This is a genomic window from Acinetobacter sp. YH12136 (assembly GCF_013418545.1).
GTDB classification, from domain to species: Bacteria; Pseudomonadota; Gammaproteobacteria; order Pseudomonadales; family Moraxellaceae; genus Acinetobacter; species Acinetobacter towneri.
The window spans coordinates 144,347-168,473 of sequence record NZ_VPBV01000002.1 but is presented as its reverse complement, the minus strand read 5'-3'; the positions used below and the strand labels follow the sequence as shown (position 1 = coordinate 168,473).

Below are 24,127 nucleotides of genomic sequence, written 5' to 3'. Positions count from 1 at the left end.
CGATTGGTATTGATCTAGGCTTAAAAGATATTGCCACCTGTTCTGATGGCACTGTAATTTCAAATCCAAAATTCTATCGAAAATATGAGCAGACATTAGGTATTGCTCAGAGAGCCAGGAATAAGAAGCGTGTTCGTGCATTACACGCCAAGATTGCAAATAGTCGAAAAGATCATTTGCATAAAGCAAGCACCAAGCTTGTGAATGAAAATGCATTGATTATTGTAGGTGACTTGAGTGCTAAAAAATTAGTAAAAACCAAAATGGCAAAATCTGTTTTGGATACAGGATTTTCGGCACTAAAAACAATGCTCAAGTATAAATGCGAGAACGCAGGCGTATTGTTTGAAGAAGTCCAAGAAGCCTATACCACCCAAATCTGTTCGTGCTGCGGTGAGATCACCTCAAGTAGTCCCAAAGGTAGGACAGATCTTGGAATAAGAGAATGGGAGTGCATGAGCTGTGGTACAGCTCATGATCGAGATATAAACTCAGCTCTAAACATTCTTGCGCTTGGGCATAAGCGTCTAGCTGTGGGAATCACCCTCTTTTAAGGGGGTGAGGATGTCAAGCACTGGTGTTTTGAATCAGGCATCTTGTGACTGATGTTATGCGAATCTATAAAAAAGCATTTAAGCAGATCGAAATAAAAAATTGCAAAATATTACATGACCTTAGCCGAAAAACACGTACTATAAAATCATGTAAAGAGGGTTGTGATGGTCTATGGCTCAGTTTGAAGTGTTACTGCCTTTGCAAGAGATTACGGTGGATCGTGCAGAGCTTTTGGCGATTCAACGCAATGATTTAGTTCCGTTGTTGAATGATCAATATCGTCTAAATCATTATGCAGATCAGGTGATTCAAGCGCAGTCAGTTTTATTGGATGGGGTGGATCCACATTTAACTCAGCAATTGAGTGTGACCATTGAGCAGTTGATTCAGGCGCTTGGCAAATCTAAAAAAGTGTTAAAGCAACGTAAGTTTAATGCACTACAAAAGTGGCTAGGCATAGATTTGGAATATGGCGCGGGGCAAGTGCAATATTATAAAAACCTAGATCATTTATTAGGACAAGCAGATCGTTTAAGCCAAAAGCTGCAAATCGAAATTCAGAAATCACAATCACGTTTTCAGCAGTTGGTTGGTTTGCGTGAGCAAATGGCGAAATACATTCAAGCTGCCGATGAGTTTTTAGTGGAATATCCACGATTTGTGCGCAATCAGCATCCTTTGGATAATTTTAGCGAACGACTGGCCAAGAAAATTTATAGTTTAAAGACTTTGCAAAGTAGTAATGATATTGCGATTACTCAAATGCAACTTTCACAGCAACTCTCTTTTAGTTTGTTAGATCGCTTTAAAGAAGCGCAGCAGGTACTCATTCCTGCATGGCAATATCATGTCAAACAAAGTCAGCAAAGTGGCTCACACAGTCAGCTAGAAAAGCTGGATCAAAGTCGTGAGCATTTAATTAAGACATTAAGAAAATCCTTAGAAAAACCTGCGCAATCATAAGGCATGGTTTTGATTAGATAGAGGCGAAATATGACAACTTCTGAACAACGCAACGTCGCTGTGCAAGTGAGTGATGAACAGACTCAGCAACAATTTCAGCAACTCAATTTGCAGGAAATTGGCTTACAGCCTGATGACTTTCAGGAGGTGCTGGCTGCGCGTAAAGAATTAAGCGATCTTAGCCATCATTCGGTTGCAGAATATGGCAAAAATATCGCCACTAAAACGTCAAGTTATACCGATGAGCTTTTAGGTTTGGTGCAAAATAAGGATTTGGATGTCACAGGGCAAAAGCTGAATCAGGTGGTGCAGGTTGCACAGCAGTTAAATACCAACAGTATTTTAAATCCAAACAAAAGCAGTGGCTTTTTGGGTGGTTTATTCAATAAGTTAAAAGGCGCTAAACAAAGTTTTGATCAAAACTTTAACAGCACCAAAGCGCAAATTGATAGTCTGGTCACAGAAATTGAAAGCTCACAAAATGGTTTAAAAAACCGTGTAGATACACTGGATAAAATGTTTCATGGTGTGCAAGATGAATATAAACAATTGGGGATTTATATTGCAGCAGGTAAGTTAAAACAGCAGGAAATTCAGCAGCAAATTTCTGAATTTTCCGCGCAGCCGCAGGATCAGACCACGACTCAAAAAATTTATGATCTCAATCATCTTGCTAATAATTTAGAAAAGCGGGTGAGTGATTTGCAGGTGTTGCAACAATCTGCCATGCAAACTTTGCCGATGATTCGGATTATCCAGTCCAATAATTTAATGTTGGTCGATAAATTTTATGCGATTAAAAACATTACCTTACCTGCGTGGAAAAACCAGATTAGTTTGGCGATTTCTTTAAATGAGCAGAAAAACAGTGTGCAACTGGCCAACAGTATTGATGATGCCACCAATGAATTGCTGCGCCGTAATGCAGATTTATTGCATCAAAACTCGGTTGATACTGCCAAAGCCAATCAGCGTTCGGTGATTGATATTGAAACCCTTGAACACGTACAAAATACCCTCATTAAAACAGTGAACGATGTGATCCAGGTACAAAAAGAAGGCATGCAAAAACGTGCAGAAGCGACTACGCGTTTGCGAGCCTTACAGGAGAATCTGAATCAATTGGTGATTGGTTCAAGTCAACAGTCTGGTCAATAAATGCATTTTGACAATGACTTCATTTAATCTGAAATTTACCTGATAAGGAGTCGGATTTGCCCCCACTTGATGAATATGCCATTCAGCCACAGCAGCTAAAAACAGGTGTTGTGGCATTACAGCAGCGTCAAAAAAAGCTCAGTTTTTTGGCTGTGCTGTCTATGACGGTGGTGCTTATATCGGCAATTGGCTTTTTTATTCAGCAAGATGTGATTTATAGCTTCTTTGGTTTAAGCACTGAAGTTCAGCAATTACACATGCCTGCAAGTGTCGATGCGACTTTGGCAAATTTAGGGCAGCAACCTGATTATTTTTTCAGTTTGTTGAACTGGTTGGGTTGGTTGATTTTAAAACTGTCGGTGTCATTTATTGGTGCATTCGTTCTAGTTCATCTACTCAAGAAAATTCGTTTTTTTTATATTCGCTTTCAGTCCTTTGTCTTGAAATTTGTAGCTTGGTTGCTGAGTTTTATTTTACTTTGGTCGGCATTGAGTTATGTTCAGCATGACCGACAAGATGATACGCAGCAGGTATATGCCAAAATTGTGCATTATGAAAAGCACATTCAAGAAAGTGAATTGGCGCGTTATTTACAAAATGCAGAAATGGCAGCGCCTGTTAAAGCCTATTTGTTGGCGCAAACGGCATTGATGCATCATCCCGCAGATAAAGATGCAGCCATTCCGCAAGTGTTGACCTTGGTCAAAGCAGAGCAGCAAGATCCGCAATTTTTACATTATGGATTTAAACCTGAACAATTATGGACGATGCAGCAGCAAGTTTATGGCAAAGCTTTAACGCCTATGGCGCAAAGCGTACATAAGCAAGTGCAGCAAGCACAGCAATTAAATACGCTGGTTTATTATATGAATCTCGCGGTTATGGCGCTTATGTTAATACTGTCTGCGGTACTCTGGTTTTTATCGCGACATTTACAGCAGCGTATTCTGCGGATTCAACAACAACTTGAATAAAAAATGATTAGGCTCAATTGCTTAAGGCAGACATTCAGTTTTTATGTTAATGTCTAAATTGAATAGCTTTAGGTATTTTAAATGAAATAGTAAGCTTGAAACTCACTATCATTTAAAAAAACGATCATAAATATAAAAATAAACCGTTTCCCCTATGTGACTATTTTTCGTAAGATGACATCAACAAATAAATTTACTCCCTTGGAGACGTTAGCCATGTTAGACCAAAATACTTCTACACAACTTAAAACTTTATTAGAACGTCTTGAAAGCCCAATCGAGCTTGTCGCGACTTTAGATGGTTCTGATAAATCTGCCAAAATTAAAGAATTGGTTGAAGAAATCGCAGCACTTTCGCCACAAGTTACTGCACGTTTTGACGGTAACAACGCACGTGCACCAAGTTTTGGGATTGCAAAAGTAGGTGAGCAACCGCGCGTATTCTTCGCAGGTTTACCAATGGGGCACGAGTTCACTTCATTAATTTTGGCTTTATTGCAAACTTCTGGTTATGCACCAAAAGTATCGGATGAAGTATTAACGCAAATCAAAGAATTGAATCTTTCATCTCACTTTGATGTGTTTGTATCGTTGAGCTGCCACAACTGTCCAGATGTAGTACAAGCTTTGAACCTCATTTCGATTTACAACCCTGGCACAACAGCAACCATGATTGATGGTGCATTCTTCCAAGAAGAAGTTGAGCAGCGCAAAATTATGGCTGTGCCGATGGTATTCCAAGATGGCAACCACATTGGTCAAGGTCGTATGACTTTGGAAGAAATTGTAGCTAAATTAGATACAGATTCTGCGAGCAAAGATGCAGCGAAACTGAATGCCAAAGAGGCGTTTGATGTCTTGGTAATTGGTGGCGGCCCTGCAGGGAATACATCTGCAATCTATGCAGCACGTAAAGGTATTCGTACAGGTATTGTGGCTGAGCGGATGGGCGGTCAGGTGATGGATACCATGGATATTGAAAACTTCACTTCTATCCAAAAAACACAAGGTCCAAAGTTTGCGGCAGAAATGGAAGCGCATGTGCGTGAATACGATGTCGATATTATGAATCTACAAAAAGTATCTGCCATTAAAGGTGCTGATGAAACTGCCAATGGTTTGGTCGAAGTGACTTTGGAAAATGGCGCAACACTTGAATCGAAAACGGTGATCTTGTCTACAGGTGCACGTTGGAGAGAGATGAATGTACCTGGTGAAGCAGAATACCGTACCCGCGGCGTGGCATACTGCCCACACTGTGATGGCCCGTTGTTTAAAGGCAAACGTGTTGCAGTGATTGGTGGTGGTAACTCAGGTGTAGAAGCAGCGATTGACCTTGCAGGGATTGTAGAGCATGTGACTTTGGTAGAGTTTGATACTAAATTACGTGCAGACCAAGTCTTGCAAAACAAATTGAACAGCTTGCCAAATACTACTGTAATTACCAATGCATTATCGACTGAGGTGATTGGTGATGGCGCACAAGTGACTGCATTGAAATATAAAGACCGTGCGACAGATGTTGAGCATACTGTTGAACTTGCAGGAATTTTCGTACAAATTGGTTTATTACCAAATACGGACTTCTTAAAAGAGTCAAAAGTAGAGCTGACGAATCGTGGTGAGATTGTGATAAATGAGCGCAATGAAACCAATGTAAAAGGTGTATTTGCGGCAGGTGACTGTACAACTGTACCGTACAAGCAAATCATCATTGCAACAGGTGAAGGCGCGAAAGCATCACTTTCAGCATTTGATTACATCATCCGTTCAGGTCAATAAGTCTGAACGAATACATCTGAATACGCGGATTAACCATCCTTAAATTGTATTCGCTAAAAAGATAGCGCCTGAGTTCCCCAATACTCAGGCGCTATGTTCAGTAAAGTGCGTTATCGCACAGTATTAAAAGTTTATTTATTCTATTTTTGGTTTTAAGAACTGAGTCGGCTAACAACTCAGTTCTTTTTTTATTTTTAACATCCAGTTTGATTTACAGCAGTTAGATTCATTTCAGTCTAATTAGCCTTATTATTTTGTCCAAATAAATTCAACTGATTAAACTTTTCCTGTAGCTGCTCTTTGGTTTCGACATGCTCAGGATGCGGAATAATACATTCAATTGGGCAGACTGAAACGCAGGTTTGATAGTCATAAAACCCAACACATTCTGTGCAACGCGCCACATCAATTTCATACACCTTTTCACCCTCATAAATTGCTTCATTCGGGCATTCGGGTAAGCACATATCGCAATTGATGCATTGGTCGGTAATCAGGAGTGCCATCGCAATACTCGCTTAGTTTATTGCCACTTAGTTGGCTTGATAAGCCAACGATGAGGCAGAAATATCTGCAGTCGAATTTGGTAAGTTGCGAATCAGCAGGGCATAACGCATATCGACATCTGCAGGTATAGGGATTTCTACAATATGCCCTGAACCTTTGGCATCTTCAATCAGATTGCCTTTTTTATCTTTAATTTCAGTTAAAGTGAAATAGATATTGCCTTGTGGCGTCATCAATTCTAGAGAATCGCCCACTACAAAACGGTTTTTTACATCAATTTTAATGTAGTCACCATTGCGTTCTAAGACTTCACCACAAAATTGCTGATGATCAAAACTTGATGAACCTGTTTCGTAGTTTTGGTATTCGCTGTGCACATGACGACGCAAGAAACCTTCGGTATAACCACGGTTAGCTAGACCTTCTAATTGAGTCATTAATGCAGGGTCAAATGGTTTGCCTGCAAGCGCATCATCAATCGCTTTACGGTAAATTTGTGCAGTACGTGCGCAGTAGAAATAAGATTTGGTGCGACCTTCAATTTTTAGTGAATGGATGCCCATTTTAGTTAAACGGTCAACGTGCTGCACTGCGCGTAAATCTTTAGAATTCATAAAATAAGTGCCGTGTTCATCTTCTTCGGCAGCAAACATATCTTCGTCATTACGTTGTAATAACACAGGCTCGTTAAATTGATGCTGTGCCTGCATGTGTTGTTCATCTGCATCGGCAGTTTCAGAAAGATTTTTGACAGGAATTACGTCACCTGTTTCATCTTCTTTTGCATCGTGAATTTTATATTCCCAACGGCAGGCATTGGTACATGCGCCTTGGTTGGCATCACGTTTATTCATATAGCCTGAAAGCATGCAACGACCTGAATAGGCCATGCACAGCGCACCATGCACAAATACTTCAATTTCCATGCCAGGCACGTTGTTTTTAATTTCTTCAATTTCATCAATCGACAATTCACGCGAAAGAATGACACGGGTTAAACCCATATTTTGCCAGAATTTCACCGTTGCCCAGTTCACTGCATTGGCTTGTACCGATAAATGTACAGGCATATCGGGGAAGTTTTCACGCACCATCATAATCAGACCAGGGTCAGACATGATCAGTGCATCGGGTTGCATAGCAACCACTGGCTCTAGGTCACGAATAAAGTTTTTGAGTTTGCTGTTATGCGGCTGGATGTTCACCACCACATAAAACTTTTTGCCTAATTCATGCGCTTCTTGAATACCAATTGCCAAATTGTCATGATCAAATTCGTTATTACGCACGCGCAAACTATAACGCGGCTGACCTGCATAGACTGCATCTGCACCATAAGCAAAGGCATAGCGCATGTTTTTTAAAGAACCAGCAGGAGAGAGAAGTTCGGTGACGTGGGAAATGGTCATGATCAAAAAGCAATAGCAGAAATATGGCTTTATTGTATGAATCTAAATTTAGGATTCAACCTAGTAAATAGCTCGGGATTCAGAAGAAAACTCGTGCTGCTTGGGAAGGGAGATAAAAATTCAATCAGTGGTTTTGCAAGGTCGTTTTGATCTGAAATTAGAAAGCATGTTTTATCCATCACATGGAGAGCATCTGTTGTAAATGATCTTGATATAGAAAGTTCCTCATCCTGAGCCATACAGAATCTAAGAGAAGGGACTTTCATACCAATTTGACTCATTGCCTATAATCAATTTCTGATGGATAAAAGCGTGTTAACGTACTCGTTGCCCATGTTCATCAATGACCACCTCACCATCTTCTTTGCTGAAGCTTTTTAGTTGTGGTTGAGTGAGCAAGTCTAAGACCAGTTCAGAAGGGCGGCACAATTTCACACCTAACTCGGTCACGACAAATGGACGATTAATTAAAATCGGATGCTCGACCATCAATGCAATTAATTCCGCATCGCTGTGTGAACTACCTTCAAGTTGCAACTGTTCGTATGGTTCTACATTTTTGCGGATTGCATCGCGCACGCTTAAACCTGCTTGTTGAATCATGCTAGTAAGTTCAGCTTGTGTAGGTGGGGTTTTTAAATATTCAATAATTTCAGGTTCTTGTCCTGTATTACGAATTAATTCTAAAGTATTGCGTGACGTTCCACAGGCAGGGTTATGAAAAATTTTGATGCTGTTGCTCATGTGTAGTGACCCGTTTTAGTCCGATAAAAATTCAATATTGCATTTATATATGGATATGCGTATATTCGCAATAGTTAATATTGAAGTGCAGATAAAAAATGAATCAAACTGATTTTTTTAAATGTTTGTCAGACCCAACCCGACTGGACATTCTGAAATTGGTGATGGCTCAACACAATATTTGTGTATGCGAATTGACAGAACAATTGCAGTTAAATCAACCGAAAATATCACGTCATTTGGCGTTGTTACGGAATTTATCTATTTTGCTAGATCAACGTCAGGGGCAGTGGGTGTATTACCGTTTGAACCCAGATTTACCCGAATGGGCGTTTGCTGTTTTAAATATTATCGCGCAGCAAGATGTCAGCCCGATGAAGCACATCAACCCTACAATTGCAACACATTGCGAGTAAGCACATGGCACAGTCCAAACTTTCTTTTTTAGATCGTAATCTGACCTTATGGATTTTTATTGCCATGGGGCTAGGTGTTGCGATTGGCGTGGTATTTCCTGCAGTATCGGCAAGCTTAGATCAAATGAGTGTGGGAACAGTCAATCTTCCCATTGCGATTGGTTTGATTTTGATGATGTATCCACCATTGGCAAAAGTCGATTACGCAGCTTTGCCAGAAGTGTTTAAAGACCGCCGAACCTTGTTGTTGTCTTTGGTACAAAACTGGTTGATTGCTCCGTGTTTGATGTTCGCTTTGGCGATTATTTTCTTGCAAAACTATCCTGAATATATGACAGGTTTGATTTTAATTGGTCTGGCACGCTGTATCGCGATGGTCTTGGTCTGGAACAACTTGGCTTGTGGTGATAACCAATACGTGGCTGCATTAGTTGCGTTTAACAGTATTTTTCAGATTATATTCTTTAGTACTTATGCATGGCTGTTTCTGAGTTTCTTGCCGCCGTATTTTGGCGTGGCAGGACAAGTGATTGATGTTGGTTTTTGGACAATCACCCAAGCTGTTTTAATCTATTTGGGTATTCCTTTTTTGATGGGCTTTTTAACACGCTTGATTTTAGTGAAAAGCAAAGGCTTAGATTGGTATCAAACGTCTTTTTTACCCAAAATTAGCCCATTTAGTCTGTTGGCATTGCTATTTACCATTGTGGCGATGTTCGCACTAAAAGGCGCAGAAGTACTGAGCTTGCCGATGGATGTTTTACGCATTTCCATTCCATTGATTATTTACTTCGTTGCCATGTTCTTTATTAGCTTCTTTATGAGCAAATGGATGGGCAATGATTATCCACGGACGACCGCCATTTCCTTTACCGCAGCAGGGAATAATTTTGAATTAGCACTTGCTGTTGCCATTGCAACGTTTGGCTTGGCTTCTCCCGTTGCATTTACCACGATTATTGGCCCTTTGGTTGAAGTGCCTGTGTTGATTGCTTTGGTGAGTGTGTCTTTATGGCTGCGTAAAAAGTTTTATCAAAATGAGTCGATTGTCAGTTCAAAGTAATTTTCTTCATTTTGAGGTTTAAGATAAAAACATGGGCATGCGTTGCCCATTTTAGTTTTAAGAGTATGCAGCATGGTATTACCCAATATTGATTTAGATTTATTGCCTACACCAAGTTTTGAACAGGTGCAGGCAAAGCCGTTGAACCATCCGCCACGTATTTTATTGATGTACGGTTCAAACCGTGAGCGTTCTTATAGTCGTTTGGCGGTACAGGAAGCGGGCAGAATTTTGGAGCACTTTGGCGCTGAGGTAAAAATTTTCCATCCTAAAGGTTTGCCTTTACCAGAAGATGGCGATGCTTCACATCCCAAAGTCCAAGAGTTACATGAATTGCTGGCGTGGGCAGAAGGCATGGTTTGGTGTAGCCCAGAACGTCATGGTTCGATGAGCTCAATTTTTAAAGCACAAATTGACTGGATTCCACTTGCCGCGGGTGCAATTCGTGCCACACAAGGTAAAACGCTTGCTTTAATGCAGGTGTGTGGCGGGTCGCAGTCATTTAACAGTGTCAATCAATTACGTATTTTAGGACGTTGGATGCGGATGATCACCATCCCCAATCAGTCTTCTATTCCTAAAGCCTTTTTAGAGTTTGAGGAAGATGGCCGCATGAAAGCGTCTAGCTATTACGACCGTATTGTCGATGTGATGGAAGAGTTATATAAATTTACTTTGCTGACTCGCGGGCAAGCAGCATATTTGGTAGATCGTTATTCTGAACGTGTGGAAACTGCCGAGCAGCTATCGAAGCGTGTTAATCAGAAGTGTTTATAATCCAATTTTAGATACGTAAATACTGCATTACAAAAGGCTTAGAGAGCGATTATTCGGCTTCAAGTCGCTTTAAAATCTGACAATCATCAATGGTTGTTTGCGTGGTGCAGGCTTGTCTAAGTTGCTGAAGTTGTAGCTGAAAATGCTGCAACTCGGCAATTTTATCTTCTACATGCCTTAAATGTTCATCAATCAATTCATTCACAGCGCAGCAGTTTTGTTTCGGCTGTTTTTCTAATTCAATTAAGGCTTCAATTTCTTTTAAGTTCATATCTAAAGCACGGCAACGCTTAATAAAAATCAAACGCTTGAGTGCCTCATCGTTGTAATAGCGATAATTATTTTCGGCACGAAAGCTTGGGGTGAGTAAGTGTTTCTTTTCATAAAAACGAATTGTATCTGTGCTGACTCCAACTTTTTTAGCTAATTCATGAATTAAATATTGTGCCATACTTGACCTTGGACTAAGTCTATAGTTTTAAATGAGCATAATCGAAACAGTTTCATTTTGAAAGAAGGTGTGTCTATGGCATGTACGTGTAGTCATGAACCTGCGCCAATCAAACCGAATAGTAAATATAGAACCGCGTTATGGATTGCATTGGTGATCAATCTCAGCATGTTTTTTATTGAGTTGATAGGTGGTGCCTATGCCCATTCATCATCCCTATGGGCAGATTCACTGGATTTCTTTGGAGATGCTGTCAATTACGGGATTTCACTTGCGGTGTTAAGTGCAAGTTTGTATTGGCGTGCTACTGTGGCTTTGGTCAAAGGCATCACGATGGCCTTGTTTGGTGTGGTGGTGATGGGCAAGGTTATCTATGCCTATATACAGGGTATTCCACCTGAAGCCATAACCATGGGTATTATTGGGATCATCGCCTTATTAGCCAATGTGGTTACTGCATTGATTTTATATGCATTTCGAGATGGTGATTCGAATATGAAATCGGTGTGGTTATGTAGCCGTAATGATGCGATTGGTAATTTCGCAGTTATTTTGGCGGCAGTGGGTGTATTTGGTACGGGTAGTTTGATTCCAGATCTTGTGGTAGCCGTGATTATGGCGAGTTTGGGCTTAACAGCGGGGTATCATGTGATTCAGCAAGCTTTGGCTGAACGAAGAATGAATGTACCAGAATAAAGAATAAACGTAAAAAGCACTCCATCTGATTTGAGTGATTTAGATGGAGTGCTTTTAATTTTTTGTAGTCGCAATAATTTTAAAATTTGAAGTAAAAATAACGATAAGTTATTCCAAATTGCTATTTACAAAAAATAATATATAACTAAAATTAAAAATAAATTGATGTATTTAAAAATAATTTACACGATGAATAATATTTAATTTTTTTTAAATTGAGGGTTAAATGAAACTAATTAAATTATTTTCTATAGCAAGCCTGATTGCTTTGGCTGGCTGTAGTTCTAAAGTAGTGACTTATGATACTGCAGGGCAAGTGATTGGTTCATGTGTCGCTACACAGGGCTTTATTTTGGGGGCTAAAGCTGTGTGTTATGGTGGTGCCAACATACAAGGCATTAACTATTCTAAAGTAGATGAGCGCACGGGTTTATTGCCAACCATACCAAATAATTCGCAGATTTCACTGCAACAAGACTAATTTTTTAGAGGGGTAATACAATGAAAATTTCTAGTTTAATCGCATTAACAGCGGCTATTTTGATGACAGGTTGTGCTTCAAAAGTGACAACTTATGATTCGAGTGGTCGTATGATTGGTTCATGTCAGGCAGAGCGTGGGTTTGTAATTGGTGGTGGTGCACACTGTGAAGGACGTGCTAACCAAGAAGGTCGCAGTGTACGTTAATTGATGCTAATGACAAAAAACCGAGCTATTTAGCTCGGTTTTTTTAGATTCAACAGCTTTTATTTTTCAACGAAAGCACGTTCAATCACGTAATCGCCCAATTCACCCATACGTGGTGATTCTTTTAAACCATGTTGGTCAAGTAATGCTGCAACATCTTTTAAGAATGCAGGGCTACCACATAACATGGCACGGTCAGTTTCAGGGTTAAAACGTGGTAAACCAATTTTTTCAAAGATTTCACCCGATTCAATTGCCGTGGTCACACGTCCTTGGTTTGGATATTCTTCACGTGTAACGGTTGGGTAATATACCAGTTTTTCACGAATACCAAGTTCTTGGAAAAACTCGTGATTTGGTAATTCATTTAGAATTAAATCTTGATAAGCCAATTCAGAAATGAAACGTGTACCGTGAACCACAATCACTTTTTCAAAGCGTTCATAAGTTTCAGGGTCGCGGATGGTTGCCAAAAATGGAGCTAGACCTGTACCTGAAGAAAGTAAGTATAGGTTTTTACCAGGATTTAAATCATCCAGTACCAAAGTGCCTGTAGGTTTTTTAGAAACCAGCAATTCATCGCCCACTTTTACTTTTTGTAAAATAGACGTTAAAGGGCCATCAGGTACTTTAATTGAGAAGAATTCTAGCTCTTCTTCATAGTTAGCACTGGCAATCGAGTAAGCGCGCATTAAAGGCTTGCCATTTACTTCCAGACCAATCATCACAAATTGACCGTTTTTAAAACGTAGTGCGGTATCGCGAGTCGTTTTAAAACTGAATAAAGTGTCATTCCAGTGGTGTACGTGAGTAATCTTTTCGACGTTGAAAGCAGCCATTAAAGGTCTCAATAAATTATCAAATTAGAACAGCTTGCTATTCTAATCTAAAATCATTCTCTATAAACTGAATATATTTAATTGAGCTTATCAGAAAAAGTGATGAAGACTGATCTAAAAATGCCAATAATCGGATTTATGCACTCTCCCTACCGAGAAAAATTTGGTATTCCTCGTCAACCAAATCTGGTACAGGTCGAATCGTATATTGAAATGCAAGCGCCTTATAACGATGTGTTGGCATTTCAAGGGATCGAAGCGTTTAGTCACTTATGGTTAATCTGGCAATTTCACGACAATAAAAACCAAACCGATGCTCATCCAACCGTACAGAAACAGCAAAACCCCTGTTTTCGTGCACAAGTGCGTCCGCCACGTTTGGGTGGTAATCAAAAAATAGGTGTGTTTGCGACGCGCAGCATGTATCGACCTGCACCCATTGGTTTATCTGTAGTGCAATTTAAACAGGTCAAAAAAGTGGGTAAGTCACTGCGAGTTTATGTGACAGGAGCAGATTTGTTGCATGGCACGCCTATTTTGGATATTAAACCTTATATTCAATATTCAGATGCTGTGCCTGATGCACAAAGTGGTTATGCGCAAGATGAACCCATAAGAAAAACAGTGCTATGGATGGACACAGCCGAAGCGCAAAAAAATCAGTTGCTCGAATCTGGCGTATTACAGCCACAGATTGCGCAGGAATTGGAACAGGTCTTGTCTTTAGATCCACGACCTGCATATCAGGATGATGCTGAACGAATTTACACCATGAATTTTGCAGATTTTGATGTCAGTTTCCGTGTCGATCAGCACGCAGTACACATCCTAAAAATTGTTTTAATCGCTGTCGATTAAACCATCATATATAAAATAGCCACCAACGCCAGCATGTGCAAAATTTGGGTAGGTGCGAAATAAAGTGCAAAACGTAAGCCGCCAATGAGTGCGGCATTGATACATTTAGAAATTGCATGAGCAACAAGACCTAAAATTAAGGCGTACAGCAACATTTGCTGACTGGGTGGACCTTGCATCACCACAGTAGCAATGGCGGCATGCACCTCAAATAAAGAGGCGAGTAAGGTACCAATGATTAAGCCTGCGTCGCCAAGCATTTGCTCTAAGCCGTAGACCATGGCTTGAATTGCGGTTAAGGTCGCCACAATAATAGCGGCTTCTTTAAGGCTAAACATACGGGTGTCGGCTTCAGGTTTTGCTGTTGTCGTATTTTTATGCTTTTTAAGCAAGCATACGCCGACCAAAATTAAAATGCCAATGCCTGCCAGACTGGGCATAATTAACAGCTTAAACCACGCCAGATTGACACCCGCCACAATAATCAACATTTGCGCTAAAGTTGCCACGCAAGACATCAGCGCTGCACCTGCATTGGCACGTGCGTCGCCACGACCTGCGCGTACTTCCATGCCTAAACTGGCAATGGTTGCGGTGCTTGATACAAAACCTGAAGCAATTGCAGATAATATGAGGGCGTTGCTGCTTGAGAGTAAACGCTTGGCGATATGCGCCAAAGCCTGCACACTTAGAATTAAAATCAATAATTTTAAAATCACATAAGGATTAAGCACATTGCCCCATAGTGCAGTATTAGGCGTCAGTGGCAAGGCAATTAACACCAAAGCCAGTAAAAACAAGCCATCACGTAGTTCAGCTTCGGTAATCCACTGACTGACAATGCCATGCATGGTGTGCTTGGTCATGAGTAAACCTGTCAAAATGACCGATAAACCTGCTGCCAATGGAATATTCCATAAACACAAGGCACCAATAAAATAGGTCATGACGAAGGCCAGTTCTGTGGTTGCACCTGGGTCATCTTCCGCTTGATTTTTGAGGGAATATAAGCCTATTCCGCCAACAATCAGTGCGCCTACAATGGCAATGCTCATGCCCAATAAGAAGCAAATTGCACCTAATAATGCGCAAATTCCAAAGGTGCGTACGCCTGCAAAATGATGATGTTGTCCATTTTTTTTACTGCGTTCACGCTCTAATCCAATCAGTAAGCCACAGCCAAGTGCTGCTGCAAACATGGTGAGCAGTTCGGGAAAATTGGTTGTAACCAAAGATGGAGGAGTCAGAAAATCCACAGCAACATTCCAAATACAAGGTGTTATTTTAAACATCATATATTTGAATTGTGTTTATCGCCATTTATGAATCTATTTTCACTCTAAAATTATGGCTTAATCGAACCATACAAGATTACTGTATTAAAGAAGTCATTCAGCCCTGAAAGCAAACTCTGCTATAGTAAACCCAGATTTTGGGGCATATAACAATGAATTTTAATTTTGAAATAGACAGTACTTGGTGCTTAGAACAATTAGTCAAAGATGGTAAAATTACCGAACGTGATCAGGCTTTGGTACAAACCACGCATCGTCAACGTGATCAATTAAAATGGCATCCGTTACAATGGATTGCCAACTTTAATTTGGTCGATCAAAGTCATCCCCAAACCACTTTAACTTTAAACCGTTTATGCCAATGGCTGGCTGATAAATCAGGCTTGCCATTCTATATTATTGATCCGTTAAAAGCCGATGTTGCCGCTTTAACTGCTGTGATGTCGCAGGAATTTGCGCTGCGTAACCGTATTTTAGCGGTGGAAGTGACTGCAGATGCGGTATTAATTGCGACAGATCAACCTTATAAAAAAGAATGGGTTGCCAACTTAGAACATAGTTTATTGCCCAAAAAAATTCAGCGGGTTTTACTCAGCCCAGATCAATTACAGCGCTATTTGATTGAATATTACCAAGTGAGTCGTGCAGTACATTCATCACAAAAATCTTCTGCACACGACCGTGAAAATAAAGGGGTCGAGGCTTTATTGCAATTGGGCGATACCCAAAACCCAGATGCCAATGATCAACATATTGTGAAGTTGGTCGATTGGGTGCTGCAATTTGCCTTTGAACAAGGCGCAAGTGATATTCACCTCGAACCACGTAAAGACACAGGCAAAGTACGTTTTCGTATTGATGGCGTGTTGCACACCATCTATAACATGCCTGCCAATACGCTTACCGCAGTCATCTCACGGATTAAAATTTTAGGGCGTATGAATGTAGCCGAAAAACGTAAACCGCAAGATGGACGTTTAAAAACCCGAACTCCAAAAGGACAAGAAACTGAACTGCGTTTATCGACCTTACCAACGGCGTTTGGCGAAAAACTGGTGATGCGTATTTTTGACCCAGAAGTATTGGTACGCAGTTTTCAGCAATTGGGTTTTGATAGTCGTTTGTTGAATGAATGGCATGCCCTGACTGCACATAGTCACGGCATTATTTTGGTTACAGGCCCTACAGGTTCGGGTAAAACCACCACGCTGTATTCATCGCTAAAGCAATTGGCTACCGATGAAGTCAATGTCTGCACCATTGAAGACCCGATTGAAATGTTAGAACCGAGTTTTAACCAAATGCAGGTGAATACCGCAATTGATTTAGGTTTTGCCGATGGTGTGCGTGCCTTAATGCGTCAAGACCCTGACATTATTATGGTCGGAGAAATTCGAGATCAGGATACCGCAAATATGGCGATTCAAGCGGCACTGACGGGGCATTTAGTTTTATCGACACTGCATACTAATGATGCGCCGTCAAGTTTGACTCGTTTGCATGATTTGGGCGTGCAGCCATTTTTGACTGCTGCCACAATTTTAGGCGTTTTGGCACAGCGTTTGGTGCGTAAGCTATGTCCGCATTGTAAGCAGGAAGGCTCAATAAATGAAAAAGACTGGGAACATTTGACCTTTGACTACATTATGGAAATGCCTGCACAAGTGTTTAAACCTGTCGGATGCGATGAATGTCGTCAAACGGGCTATAAAGGTCGGGTCGGAATTTATGAGTTTATGCCTTTAAGTTTAGACACCAAACAGCTCATCAGTGCCAATGCCAATTTAAATGAATTACGTCAGCAAGCTAAAAAAGAGGGCATTGAACCGTTGCGTATTGCAGGCGCACGCAAAGTTTTAGAAGGCATGACCACTTTAGAGGAAGTGTTGCGAGTCGTGCCATTAAATTAGCAGATTCAAACTTTTTACGATGAATTTTATAAAATGGAAATCTTAAGATTCAGCTCATCTTGCTTTGTTTTAATCACCATAACGAAATGAGCAACACAAAAAGGTGAAGCAATGAAATTTACAATGAAAGCAATGTTGATGGCAGGTTTAATGGCAATGGCTTCAATCACCATGGCAAACGACAGCATTAACACCCAAGCACTACATCAAAATGTAACTGTAAAACAAGCTTTAAGCCTGAAAGATGACAGCAAAGTGCAGTTAAAAGGTTATGTGGTGAAATCTATTGGTGATGAAAAATATCAGTTCCGTGATAACACAGGCACTATTACGGTCGATATTGATGATGACTTATGGAATGGCAAAGCAGTTTCTGCCAAAACGCCTGTTACCTTAATTGGTGAAGTGGATATTGATCACAAGCCTACAAAACGTATTGAAATAGATGTGGATCAAGTTCGTTTCTAAATCTACGCTGTGTAAAACAGCATTAGTTGCTACACAAAACTGATTTCACTCAAAAACCACATACGCTGTAAGGTGTATGTGGTTTTATCATGTAAAGTATTTTGAAATCATAAAATTTTGAAGCATAAATAACAGAGGAAGATATGCGCTTACTCTTGGCTGAAGACGATGTATCGCAAGCAGAAAGTATAAAAACTTGGCTGGAAATGGATGGTTATAATGTCGATTGGGTTGAACGTGGTGATCATGCCATTTTAGCGATTCAGCAGCATCATTATGATTGTGTGTTGTTAGACCGTGGGTTGCCTAAAAATAGCGGTGATGAAATTCTGCACGCTTTACGACAGCAGCAACAGGACACACCTGTTATTTTTATTACTGCGCGCGATAGTATTCAAGATCGGGTACAGGGACTTGATTTAGGTGCCAATGATTATTTGGTCAAACCGTTTAGCCTTGAAGAACTATCGGCGCGGGTACGCAGTCAGTTACGCAGTGCGCAAAGTCATCCGACACAGCAGCTTGAATTTGCCAACTTGGTTTTAGATACGCAAAGCAAACAAGTGAAAGTGGATGATCAACAGGTCAATTTAACGGCCAAGGAATTCCAGATTTTACATAAACTGATGCAAAACCCGCAGCATGTGGTGACTCGTGAACAGCTCGAAGAGTCTTTATATGCATGGGGCGATGAAATTGAAAGTAATGCGATTGAAGTGTTTATTTATCAATTACGCAAAAAAATTGGCAGTAGCCGCATTAAAACCATCCGAGGTTTAGGCTATCGTATGCAGCAAGATAACTAATTCAGTTTGATCTCCGCATGTCTAAACAGGTCATTTCTTTACAGTCCAAACTGGTTAAAAGCTCCGTTTTAAGTTCGGTCTTGGCGGGTGGACTCGCCCTGATTTTATTATTGGCGGTTGCCAGTTATCAGACCATGCGCGTGCATGATGACATTATGGATGAAATAGCCGATATGTTGCTGCGAGCAGACTTGCGTGACCATGCAGGCAATCAGGTCGATGAGTTGAGTGAGCAATTTCATATTGCCTATCAATTGGGATTAGATGATCTGATTTTGACCACCTCTGAAGATGAACATGACATTTCTCAGCTTCACTTGTCTCAGCTTGCCGTGGTATCTGAGCATGGTTTTTCATTTCACTGGCAAGATGGACAAATTTGGCGCAGCTATGTGGCAGAGGAAGATGGCTTGCATGTGATTGTCGCGCAGCCGCTTAAATATCGCTTCAAGGAAATTGCTGCAACCAGTTTAGGTTATGCCGCTATTTTATTGCTGTTGTGGTTGCTGCAATGGGCCATTGTGCATTTTATGATTGGTCGTCAATTTAAGCGGATTCAGCAACTCTCCCAACAAATTGCAGAAAAAAATCAACATGATTTGACGCCAATTATCCCCACACAACCTGAATTGAAAGAACTGCAACCCATGCTGCAGCAATTGAATAAATTGTTGGGGCGAGTAGAGCAGTCTTTAATTGCAGAACAGCGATTTACAGCAGATGCTTCGCATGAATTACGCTCTCCTTTATCTGCCATTCAATTGCGTTTGCAGGTGCTAAAACGTAAATACCAACAACAACCTGAGTTGGCACAAGATTTAGAGCAAATTCAGCGTGATGTCAGTCGTGGTACACAAGTATTGGAAAATTTGCTGTTATTGGCACGTTTAGACCCGACAGATGCGGCATCGTTAAATAAAAGTGCGGTATCTATAGCAGACTTGGTGCAGGAAGTTTTACAAAGTCTGACGCCGTTTATTCAGGAAAAAGCCATTCAGATTCAGTCAGATATTCAACCGATACAAGTGCAAGGCAATCCTGAATTGCTATTTAGCTGCCTGCGCAACTTGATTGACAACGCAGTGCGTTATGCAGCACCTCAAGGACGTATTTGGATTGAAGCGAAACCGCATGAATTGATGCAGGAAATTTGCATCGCCGACAATGGTCATGCAGTGACTGATGACGTTTTGGCACGTTTGGGCGAACGCTTTTACCGTGCTTTAGGCAGTAAAACTCAAGGTTCTGGTTTAGGACTGTCGATTTGTAAGAAAATTATAGAGTTGCATGCAGGAAAAATTGAATTTTCACGTGCTGAACAAGGTGGTTTAAAAGTGCGTATTTTGTTGCCTAAAGCCCAGTTGTAAATATGATTGGTTTTAGGAAGCAAGTTAAAATTAAACAAGTCAGAACTTAAAAGCAGTATGCGCTGATTCATACTGCTGTTTCCACGTTTATTATTGTGTTGATTATTTTAATTATTTTGTGAGAATAAGACGATTGTTACGGGTTAAGCGTAAACGATATTCTTCGCCTGCATGCAAAATACGAATTTCGCGTCCTAGCGCAAACAAGTTATTTGAATGTAACATAGGTAGGGCATGCTGAGTGTCTGAATGACGTGAAAATAAATTAAATGGGGCGTTCATTTTGAGTTACTCCGTGGTGTGTAAGAATTGTTTTAAATGATAATCATTATCATATAAGCCTGTCAACGGATTATTTTTGATTTTATAAAAGTCTACAATTTGCAGTTAAACGTACATTGCAGAAAAGGAAACGGGTTCATGTCCAAGCCAAATATTCATGTGGCAATTGCGCTGTTATTTCATCAAAACAAAGTGTTAGTGGGTTGGCGCGAAGCCAAACAACATCAGGGCAATAAACACGAGTTTCCTGGTGGAAAAGTGGAAGCAGGCGAAACTCCTGTAGATGCCTGCCGCCGTGAGGTGTTTGAAGAAGTTGGTATTGGCATACAGCATTGGCATGCCTTTGATATTATTTGCCATGAATATGATGATGTGATTGTCAATCTGCATATTTTTCAGGCTGCTGTACCTGCGGCTTTATTAAAAGATATTCAAGTGCCTTGGACATGGTTTAGCCGTCCGCAACTTTTAGAGCTGAATTTTCCGCAAGCCAATCGTGCAATTGTGCAACGACTGGCGTGGCAACAGGCTATTAAAGTCAGTGAAGATTTAAAACATTTAGCAAATTTGCCTAAGCAAAAACTGCTGTATTGGCGGGTTGAGCCCAATGCTGCCTGCAAGGTTGAATTGTCAGAATATTGCATTGAGCAACTGGGGCAAGTGATTATCAATTTGGAATTGTGGAAGCAATTAAATACGATTCAGCAACACGCGATTGCAGCAATTCATTTGAAACAATCGCAACTAATGCAATTCCAAAAGGGCGATTTAAAAGTCGGGCAGCGTTATATTGCAGCATGTCATGACATTGTTTCGGCACAACATGCACAGCAAATTGGCTGTGAAGCAATTTTGCTCAGCCCTGTTTTAGCAACTACTACGCATCATGATGCCACACCTTTAGGATGGGAAAAATTCCAACAGATTGCTGAGTTTGTCGATATTCCTGTTTTTGCTTTGGGTGGCTTAACTCAGGATGATTTTGCTACGGCAGAGCAGCATCATGCCTATGGCATTGCAGGCGTACGTTTTATTTGAATTTCTGGTTTGACAAATAAAAAATCGCTGATGTAATTACACTCAGCGATTTTTAGTTTATTAAATCATCGTCCTTACAAATCCTTCAAAGCTTGTTGGGCTTGCGCAAGGCTTTTGGCATTATTTTGTTGCTGTGCTGCTTTTTGAATGACTAACCACAATTGACGTTTCATGGCATCGCTTTGTGCATAGCTTAAACCACGACGTGCCAAGGCTTCTGCATTGGCAGGTTGCTTTTTTTGGTTGGCAATTAAAGCCAAATATAAATAGGTTTCAGCCGCTTGCGGGGCAAGTCGCTGCGCTTGCAAAGCTGCTGTTTCGGCCTGATTGAATTGACCTTGTTTATAAGCGGTCTGGGTTTGCTGCATCAACTTTTGAAAAGCAGGCAAACTACGACCATCCTCTAATTTTTGTTGCACGGTTTGTTGTGGCACCACCACTTGCAACGATTGACGCTTAATTTCTTCACGTTCATAAGGACGAATCACCACACCTTCTGGTGTCGTCACAGTTTTAGGTTTTTCAGGCACAGGCTGAGGAGCAGGCGGTTCAGGTAAACTCTGGCAAGCTACAATCGTTGCCATCGCACCCATAGCGAATGTGGTGAAAAAAACCTGTCTTAAACGTGATAATTTCATAAGCGTAACCAATCGATATCCTCAAGTTTAATTGATATAACTGCCGCTTGAGATGACACGACCATCGGTATTGTCATCTGATACAGGTTCAGTTTCACGGATATAATTTTCGATACTGTCACTGGTTTCAGGAGCTGCTTGTTGAGTTTCAGTATCGGGTTGGTAAACGGGTTCAACTTGATAGTGTGAAAAACCACATGCGGTTGCCTGACGTGGTACATTATTACGATTCACTGGAATATACATCGCACCTTCACAGCCTTGTGCAGATAAATGCCCAGAACTGCGGTCAATCCAATGCCATTGAATTTGTTCAGTCTGACGTAAGTTGACAGGTTTTTGACGCAATTGCTGCATCACATTACTCCAGACAGGCAAAGCACCAGACGAGCCTGTTAAGCCTGTGACTTTGTTATCATCCAAACCAAGCCATACAACGGCTAAATAATTGCCTGAATAGCCCGCAAACCATGAATCACGAGTATCATTGGTTGTACCTGATTTACCTGCCAATTTTAAATCTGTCGATAAGCTATTGTAAGCTGAACGACCTGTACCAGAACTCATCACTTGCTGTAAGCCATAATTCAAAATATAGGCGGCAGAAGGATCAATAGTTTGTTGTACGGTTAAACCATAACGATCCAGTAAACGTCCATTGGCATCGACTACGGTGCGAATCGCTTTGGTCGGATATTTAAAACCACCTGTGGCAAAGTTACCGTAAATGTCCATCACTTGCATTGGTGATAAATCTACCGCACCCAAGAAAATAGATGGATATTGCGGAACCGCATCACTTGGTACACCAAATTTAATGAGGTGATTACGGAAGGTAGATAATCCAAACTCCTGTCCCAAACGAACTGCAGATAGGTTATAAGACTGAGATAGGGCTTGTGACATAGACACAATCCCATGATCGCTGCCGCTATAATTACGTGGTGTCCAAGATTTACCATCAATTGGGATGCTGATTTGGCTGTCTTCTACAGGACTTGCCCAGTTATATCGACCAGACTCAATCGCACTTAAATAAATAATTGGTTTGAGCAGTGAGCCAACTTGACGTTTGGCATCCAAGGCACGGTTAAAACCCGTAAAATCTTGCGTAGAACCTACCGCTGCCACTAACTCGCCATTTTCAGGATGAGAAATTAGCACCGCGCCTTGTAATTCTTTTAAACGCTTTGGATTGGCTTTGCTTAAACGCTCAACCGATGCTTTAAAAGCATTTTGTACGTTGGTTTGTGCAATCGGATCAAGCGTCGTGAAGATACGCAAACCCTGATTGGTCAAATCTCCTTCTTGATATTCAGTACGTAATTGACGGCGGACAATATCTAAAAAGTCAGGGAAACGGGCAGGGCCAATGGTCGGTTTTGTAATGACATTTAAGGGACGCGCAGTTTCTTTTTCATATTGTTCTTGGTTTAAATAACCCATCACCAACATATTGTTTAGTACAATGTCACGACGTTTTTTGGCAGCTTCAGGGTTGCGCCAAGGATTATATAATGATGGACCTTGTACCAAACCGACCAAAAAGGCTTGTTGTGAAATGTTTAGCTCACGCAATGGCATACCAAAATAAAACTGTGAAGCCAGACCATAACCATTAATAGAATAGTTACCATTTTGACCTAAATTCACTTCATTTAAATAGGCTTCTAAAATTTCATCTTTGCTGTAATGCAACTCAATCAGCATAGCCATGAGTGCTTCATTGGCTTTACGTTTTAAAGTGCGCTCTGGGCTTAAATAAAAGTTTTTCACCAATTGCTGCGTAAGGGTAGAACCACCCTGACGTTTGCCACCCGTGACGTTGCTGACAATGGCACGTGCAGTACCACGAATTGAAACGCCGTGGTGTTGATAGAAATTACGATCTTCGGTGGCAATAAGAGCTTCAATGAGTGGTTTAGGCACTTTATTCAGTTTAATCAGCACTCGATCTTCATTGTGCTGCGGATAGATTCCGCCAATCAACATCGGTTCTAAACGTGCAATGCCTGTATTAGAAGGCTTGGTGGCACTCACCTCACTAATTTGATTATTGGCAAAGCTGACTTTTAAAACCTGTTCAGGTTCAACACTATCGCCAAAGTCAAAACCACGGGTATGCACAAATAAAGTATTACCATCGCTGACATAACTGCCTGATTTAGCGTAATTATCTGTATTTTTATAGCCAAGCAGTTTTAGTTCTTGAGTAAAGTCGGTCTGGCTGACAGGTGCATTGTTATACACTTCTAATGGGCGTGCAAAAACCTTGGCTGGAATATCCCAACGCTGTCCTTCAAATTTGTCTCTGACAATATTATCCAGACGAATCAAGTAGATACTAAATGCAATAAATCCACCAATAACGATGATGCAAAATAGTAATGCAATTATGCCTATGCCACGCTCAGACTTCATAAATCGCGATAAGATCCTGATAA

The 24,127-nt window shown here is 40.8% G+C and carries 26 protein-coding genes; 17 read left to right on the top strand and 9 right to left on the bottom strand.

Features of this window, described 5'->3' with window-relative positions; translation table 11 throughout:
- The 5 genes from FTU71_RS02050 to ahpF all read left to right on the top strand — a co-directional run.
- On the top strand, positions 1 to 554 hold a 554-nt coding region (locus FTU71_RS02050; protein ID WP_180111224.1), incomplete at its 5' end, for an RNA-guided endonuclease TnpB family protein.
- A 172-nt stretch (positions 555 to 726) separates the two neighbouring features.
- Entirely contained in the window at positions 727 to 1,518 is a 792-nt protein-coding gene (locus FTU71_RS02045; RefSeq protein ID WP_004972923.1) for a hypothetical protein, read from the top strand.
- Positions 1,519 to 1,548: 30 nt separating this feature from the next.
- A complete protein-coding gene (locus FTU71_RS02040; RefSeq protein ID WP_104852204.1) occupies positions 1,549 to 2,676 on the top strand; it encodes a toxic anion resistance protein in 1,128 nt (375 codons plus the stop codon).
- A 56-nt stretch (positions 2,677 to 2,732) separates the two neighbouring features.
- The gene (locus FTU71_RS02035) at positions 2,733 to 3,650 is read left to right on the top strand and encodes a hypothetical protein (RefSeq protein ID WP_131261786.1); all 918 of its coding nucleotides are present in this window, start codon (positions 2,733 to 2,735) and stop codon (positions 3,648 to 3,650) included.
- A 216-nt stretch (positions 3,651 to 3,866) separates the two neighbouring features.
- A complete protein-coding gene (gene ahpF / locus FTU71_RS02030) occupies positions 3,867 to 5,432 on the top strand; it encodes an alkyl hydroperoxide reductase subunit F (RefSeq protein WP_180111222.1) in 1,566 nt (521 codons plus the stop codon).
- 236 nt (positions 5,433 to 5,668) lie between these two features.
- On the opposite strand, the gene FTU71_RS02025 is transcribed toward ahpF, so the two are convergent.
- The 3 genes from FTU71_RS02025 to arsC form a co-directional block, all read right to left on the bottom strand.
- A complete protein-coding gene (locus tag FTU71_RS02025) occupies positions 5,669 to 5,938 on the bottom strand; it encodes a YfhL family 4Fe-4S dicluster ferredoxin (RefSeq protein WP_004972931.1) in 270 nt (89 codons plus the stop codon).
- 27 nt (positions 5,939 to 5,965) lie between these two features.
- Positions 5,966 to 7,348, bottom strand: a complete 1,383-nt coding sequence (gene yegQ, locus FTU71_RS02020) for a tRNA 5-hydroxyuridine modification protein YegQ (protein ID WP_136144203.1) — start codon at positions 7,346 to 7,348, stop codon at positions 5,966 to 5,968.
- Positions 7,349 to 7,663: 315 nt separating this feature from the next.
- Positions 7,664 to 8,092 carry an arsenate reductase (glutaredoxin) gene (gene arsC / locus FTU71_RS02015; protein WP_154320582.1) on the bottom strand — a complete coding sequence of 143 codons (429 nt, stop codon included), beginning with the start codon at positions 8,090 to 8,092 and terminating at the stop codon, positions 7,664 to 7,666.
- A gap of 98 nt (positions 8,093 to 8,190) precedes the next feature.
- Between arsC and FTU71_RS02010 the strand changes: the two genes are divergently transcribed.
- The 3 genes from FTU71_RS02010 to arsH all read left to right on the top strand — a co-directional run bounded on the left by FTU71_RS02010 (position 8,191) and on the right by arsH (position 10,348).
- A complete protein-coding gene (locus FTU71_RS02010; RefSeq protein WP_136144348.1) occupies positions 8,191 to 8,508 on the top strand; it encodes a metalloregulator ArsR/SmtB family transcription factor in 318 nt (105 codons plus the stop codon).
- Between the two features lie 4 nt (positions 8,509 to 8,512).
- The gene (arsB, locus tag FTU71_RS02005; protein ID WP_179993715.1) at positions 8,513 to 9,571 is read left to right on the top strand and encodes an ACR3 family arsenite efflux transporter; all 1,059 of its coding nucleotides are present in this window, start codon (positions 8,513 to 8,515) and stop codon (positions 9,569 to 9,571) included.
- A gap of 72 nt (positions 9,572 to 9,643) precedes the next feature.
- Positions 9,644 to 10,348: an arsenical resistance protein ArsH gene (gene arsH, locus FTU71_RS02000; RefSeq protein ID WP_004972939.1), complete on the top strand. Its 705-nt coding sequence runs from the start codon at positions 9,644 to 9,646 to the stop codon at positions 10,346 to 10,348.
- A 49-nt stretch (positions 10,349 to 10,397) separates the two neighbouring features.
- Here arsH and cadR read toward each other — a convergent pair whose 3' ends face one another.
- The gene (gene cadR, locus FTU71_RS01995) at positions 10,398 to 10,799 is read right to left on the bottom strand and encodes a Cd(II)/Pb(II)-responsive transcriptional regulator (RefSeq protein WP_004972941.1); all 402 of its coding nucleotides are present in this window, start codon (positions 10,797 to 10,799) and stop codon (positions 10,398 to 10,400) included.
- Positions 10,800 to 10,874: 75 nt separating this feature from the next.
- Here cadR and FTU71_RS01990 point away from each other — a divergent pair, with 75 nt between their 5' ends.
- The 3 genes from FTU71_RS01990 (at position 10,875) to FTU71_RS01980 (ending at position 12,182) form a co-directional block, all read left to right on the top strand.
- Positions 10,875 to 11,495, top strand: a complete 621-nt coding sequence (locus FTU71_RS01990; protein WP_004972944.1) for a cation transporter — start codon at positions 10,875 to 10,877, stop codon at positions 11,493 to 11,495.
- 226 nt (positions 11,496 to 11,721) lie between these two features.
- Complete coding sequence (locus tag FTU71_RS01985) at positions 11,722 to 11,976, top strand: hypothetical protein (protein WP_004972946.1); 255 nt, start codon at positions 11,722 to 11,724, stop codon at positions 11,974 to 11,976.
- 20 nt (positions 11,977 to 11,996) lie between these two features.
- Positions 11,997 to 12,182 (top strand): hypothetical protein, encoded by a 186-nt coding sequence (locus FTU71_RS01980; RefSeq protein ID WP_004972947.1) that lies wholly within the window; start codon positions 11,997 to 11,999, stop codon positions 12,180 to 12,182.
- Positions 12,183 to 12,241: 59 nt separating this feature from the next.
- Here FTU71_RS01980 and FTU71_RS01975 read toward each other — a convergent pair whose 3' ends face one another.
- On the bottom strand, positions 12,242 to 13,021 hold the full coding sequence (locus FTU71_RS01975) for a ferredoxin--NADP reductase (RefSeq protein WP_004972950.1): 780 nt from the start codon (positions 13,019 to 13,021) through the stop codon (positions 12,242 to 12,244).
- Between the two features lie 120 nt (positions 13,022 to 13,141).
- On the opposite strand from FTU71_RS01975, the gene tsaA reads away from it, so the two are divergent.
- Entirely contained in the window at positions 13,142 to 13,879 is a 738-nt protein-coding gene (tsaA, locus tag FTU71_RS01970; protein WP_207973603.1) for a tRNA (N6-threonylcarbamoyladenosine(37)-N6)-methyltransferase TrmO, read from the top strand.
- On the opposite strand, the gene FTU71_RS01965 is transcribed toward tsaA, so the two are convergent.
- Positions 13,876 to 15,078 (bottom strand): DUF4010 domain-containing protein, encoded by a 1,203-nt coding sequence (locus FTU71_RS01965; RefSeq protein WP_180111226.1) that lies wholly within the window; start codon positions 15,076 to 15,078, stop codon positions 13,876 to 13,878. The two genes, tsaA and FTU71_RS01965, sit on opposite strands and share 4 nt — an antisense overlap.
- 248 nt (positions 15,079 to 15,326) lie before the next feature.
- Between FTU71_RS01965 and FTU71_RS01960 the strand changes: the two genes are divergently transcribed.
- The 4 genes from FTU71_RS01960 to FTU71_RS01945 all read left to right on the top strand — a co-directional run bounded on the left by FTU71_RS01960 (position 15,327) and on the right by FTU71_RS01945 (position 19,725).
- Complete coding sequence (locus FTU71_RS01960; RefSeq protein ID WP_004972956.1) at positions 15,327 to 17,084, top strand: GspE/PulE family protein; 1,758 nt, start codon at positions 15,327 to 15,329, stop codon at positions 17,082 to 17,084.
- 111 nt (positions 17,085 to 17,195) lie between these two features.
- Positions 17,196 to 17,552, top strand: a complete 357-nt coding sequence (locus FTU71_RS01955; protein ID WP_179988821.1) for a NirD/YgiW/YdeI family stress tolerance protein — start codon at positions 17,196 to 17,198, stop codon at positions 17,550 to 17,552.
- 143 nt (positions 17,553 to 17,695) lie between these two features.
- A complete protein-coding gene (locus FTU71_RS01950) occupies positions 17,696 to 18,358 on the top strand; it encodes a response regulator transcription factor (RefSeq protein ID WP_004972960.1) in 663 nt (220 codons plus the stop codon).
- Positions 18,359 to 18,375: 17 nt separating this feature from the next.
- On the top strand, positions 18,376 to 19,725 hold the full coding sequence (locus FTU71_RS01945) for a HAMP domain-containing sensor histidine kinase (RefSeq protein WP_004972962.1): 1,350 nt from the start codon (positions 18,376 to 18,378) through the stop codon (positions 19,723 to 19,725).
- Positions 19,726 to 19,836: 111 nt separating this feature from the next.
- Here FTU71_RS01945 and hemP read toward each other — a convergent pair whose 3' ends face one another.
- Complete coding sequence (hemP, locus tag FTU71_RS01940) at positions 19,837 to 20,007, bottom strand: hemin uptake protein HemP (RefSeq protein ID WP_004972965.1); 171 nt, start codon at positions 20,005 to 20,007, stop codon at positions 19,837 to 19,839.
- A 138-nt stretch (positions 20,008 to 20,145) separates the two neighbouring features.
- Between hemP and FTU71_RS01935 the strand changes: the two genes are divergently transcribed.
- Positions 20,146 to 21,045, top strand: coding sequence for an NUDIX domain-containing protein (locus FTU71_RS01935; protein ID WP_179990675.1), 900 nt, complete (start codon positions 20,146 to 20,148; stop codon positions 21,043 to 21,045).
- A gap of 74 nt (positions 21,046 to 21,119) precedes the next feature.
- On the opposite strand, the gene FTU71_RS01930 is transcribed toward FTU71_RS01935, so the two are convergent.
- Positions 21,120 to 21,638: a hypothetical protein gene (locus FTU71_RS01930; protein ID WP_096901888.1), complete on the bottom strand. Its 519-nt coding sequence runs from the start codon at positions 21,636 to 21,638 to the stop codon at positions 21,120 to 21,122.
- A gap of 72 nt (positions 21,639 to 21,710) precedes the next feature.
- Positions 21,711 to 24,104, bottom strand: coding sequence for a penicillin-binding protein 1B (mrcB, locus tag FTU71_RS01925; protein ID WP_180111220.1), 2,394 nt, complete (start codon positions 24,102 to 24,104; stop codon positions 21,711 to 21,713).
- Positions 24,105 to 24,127 lie beyond the last annotated feature (23 nt).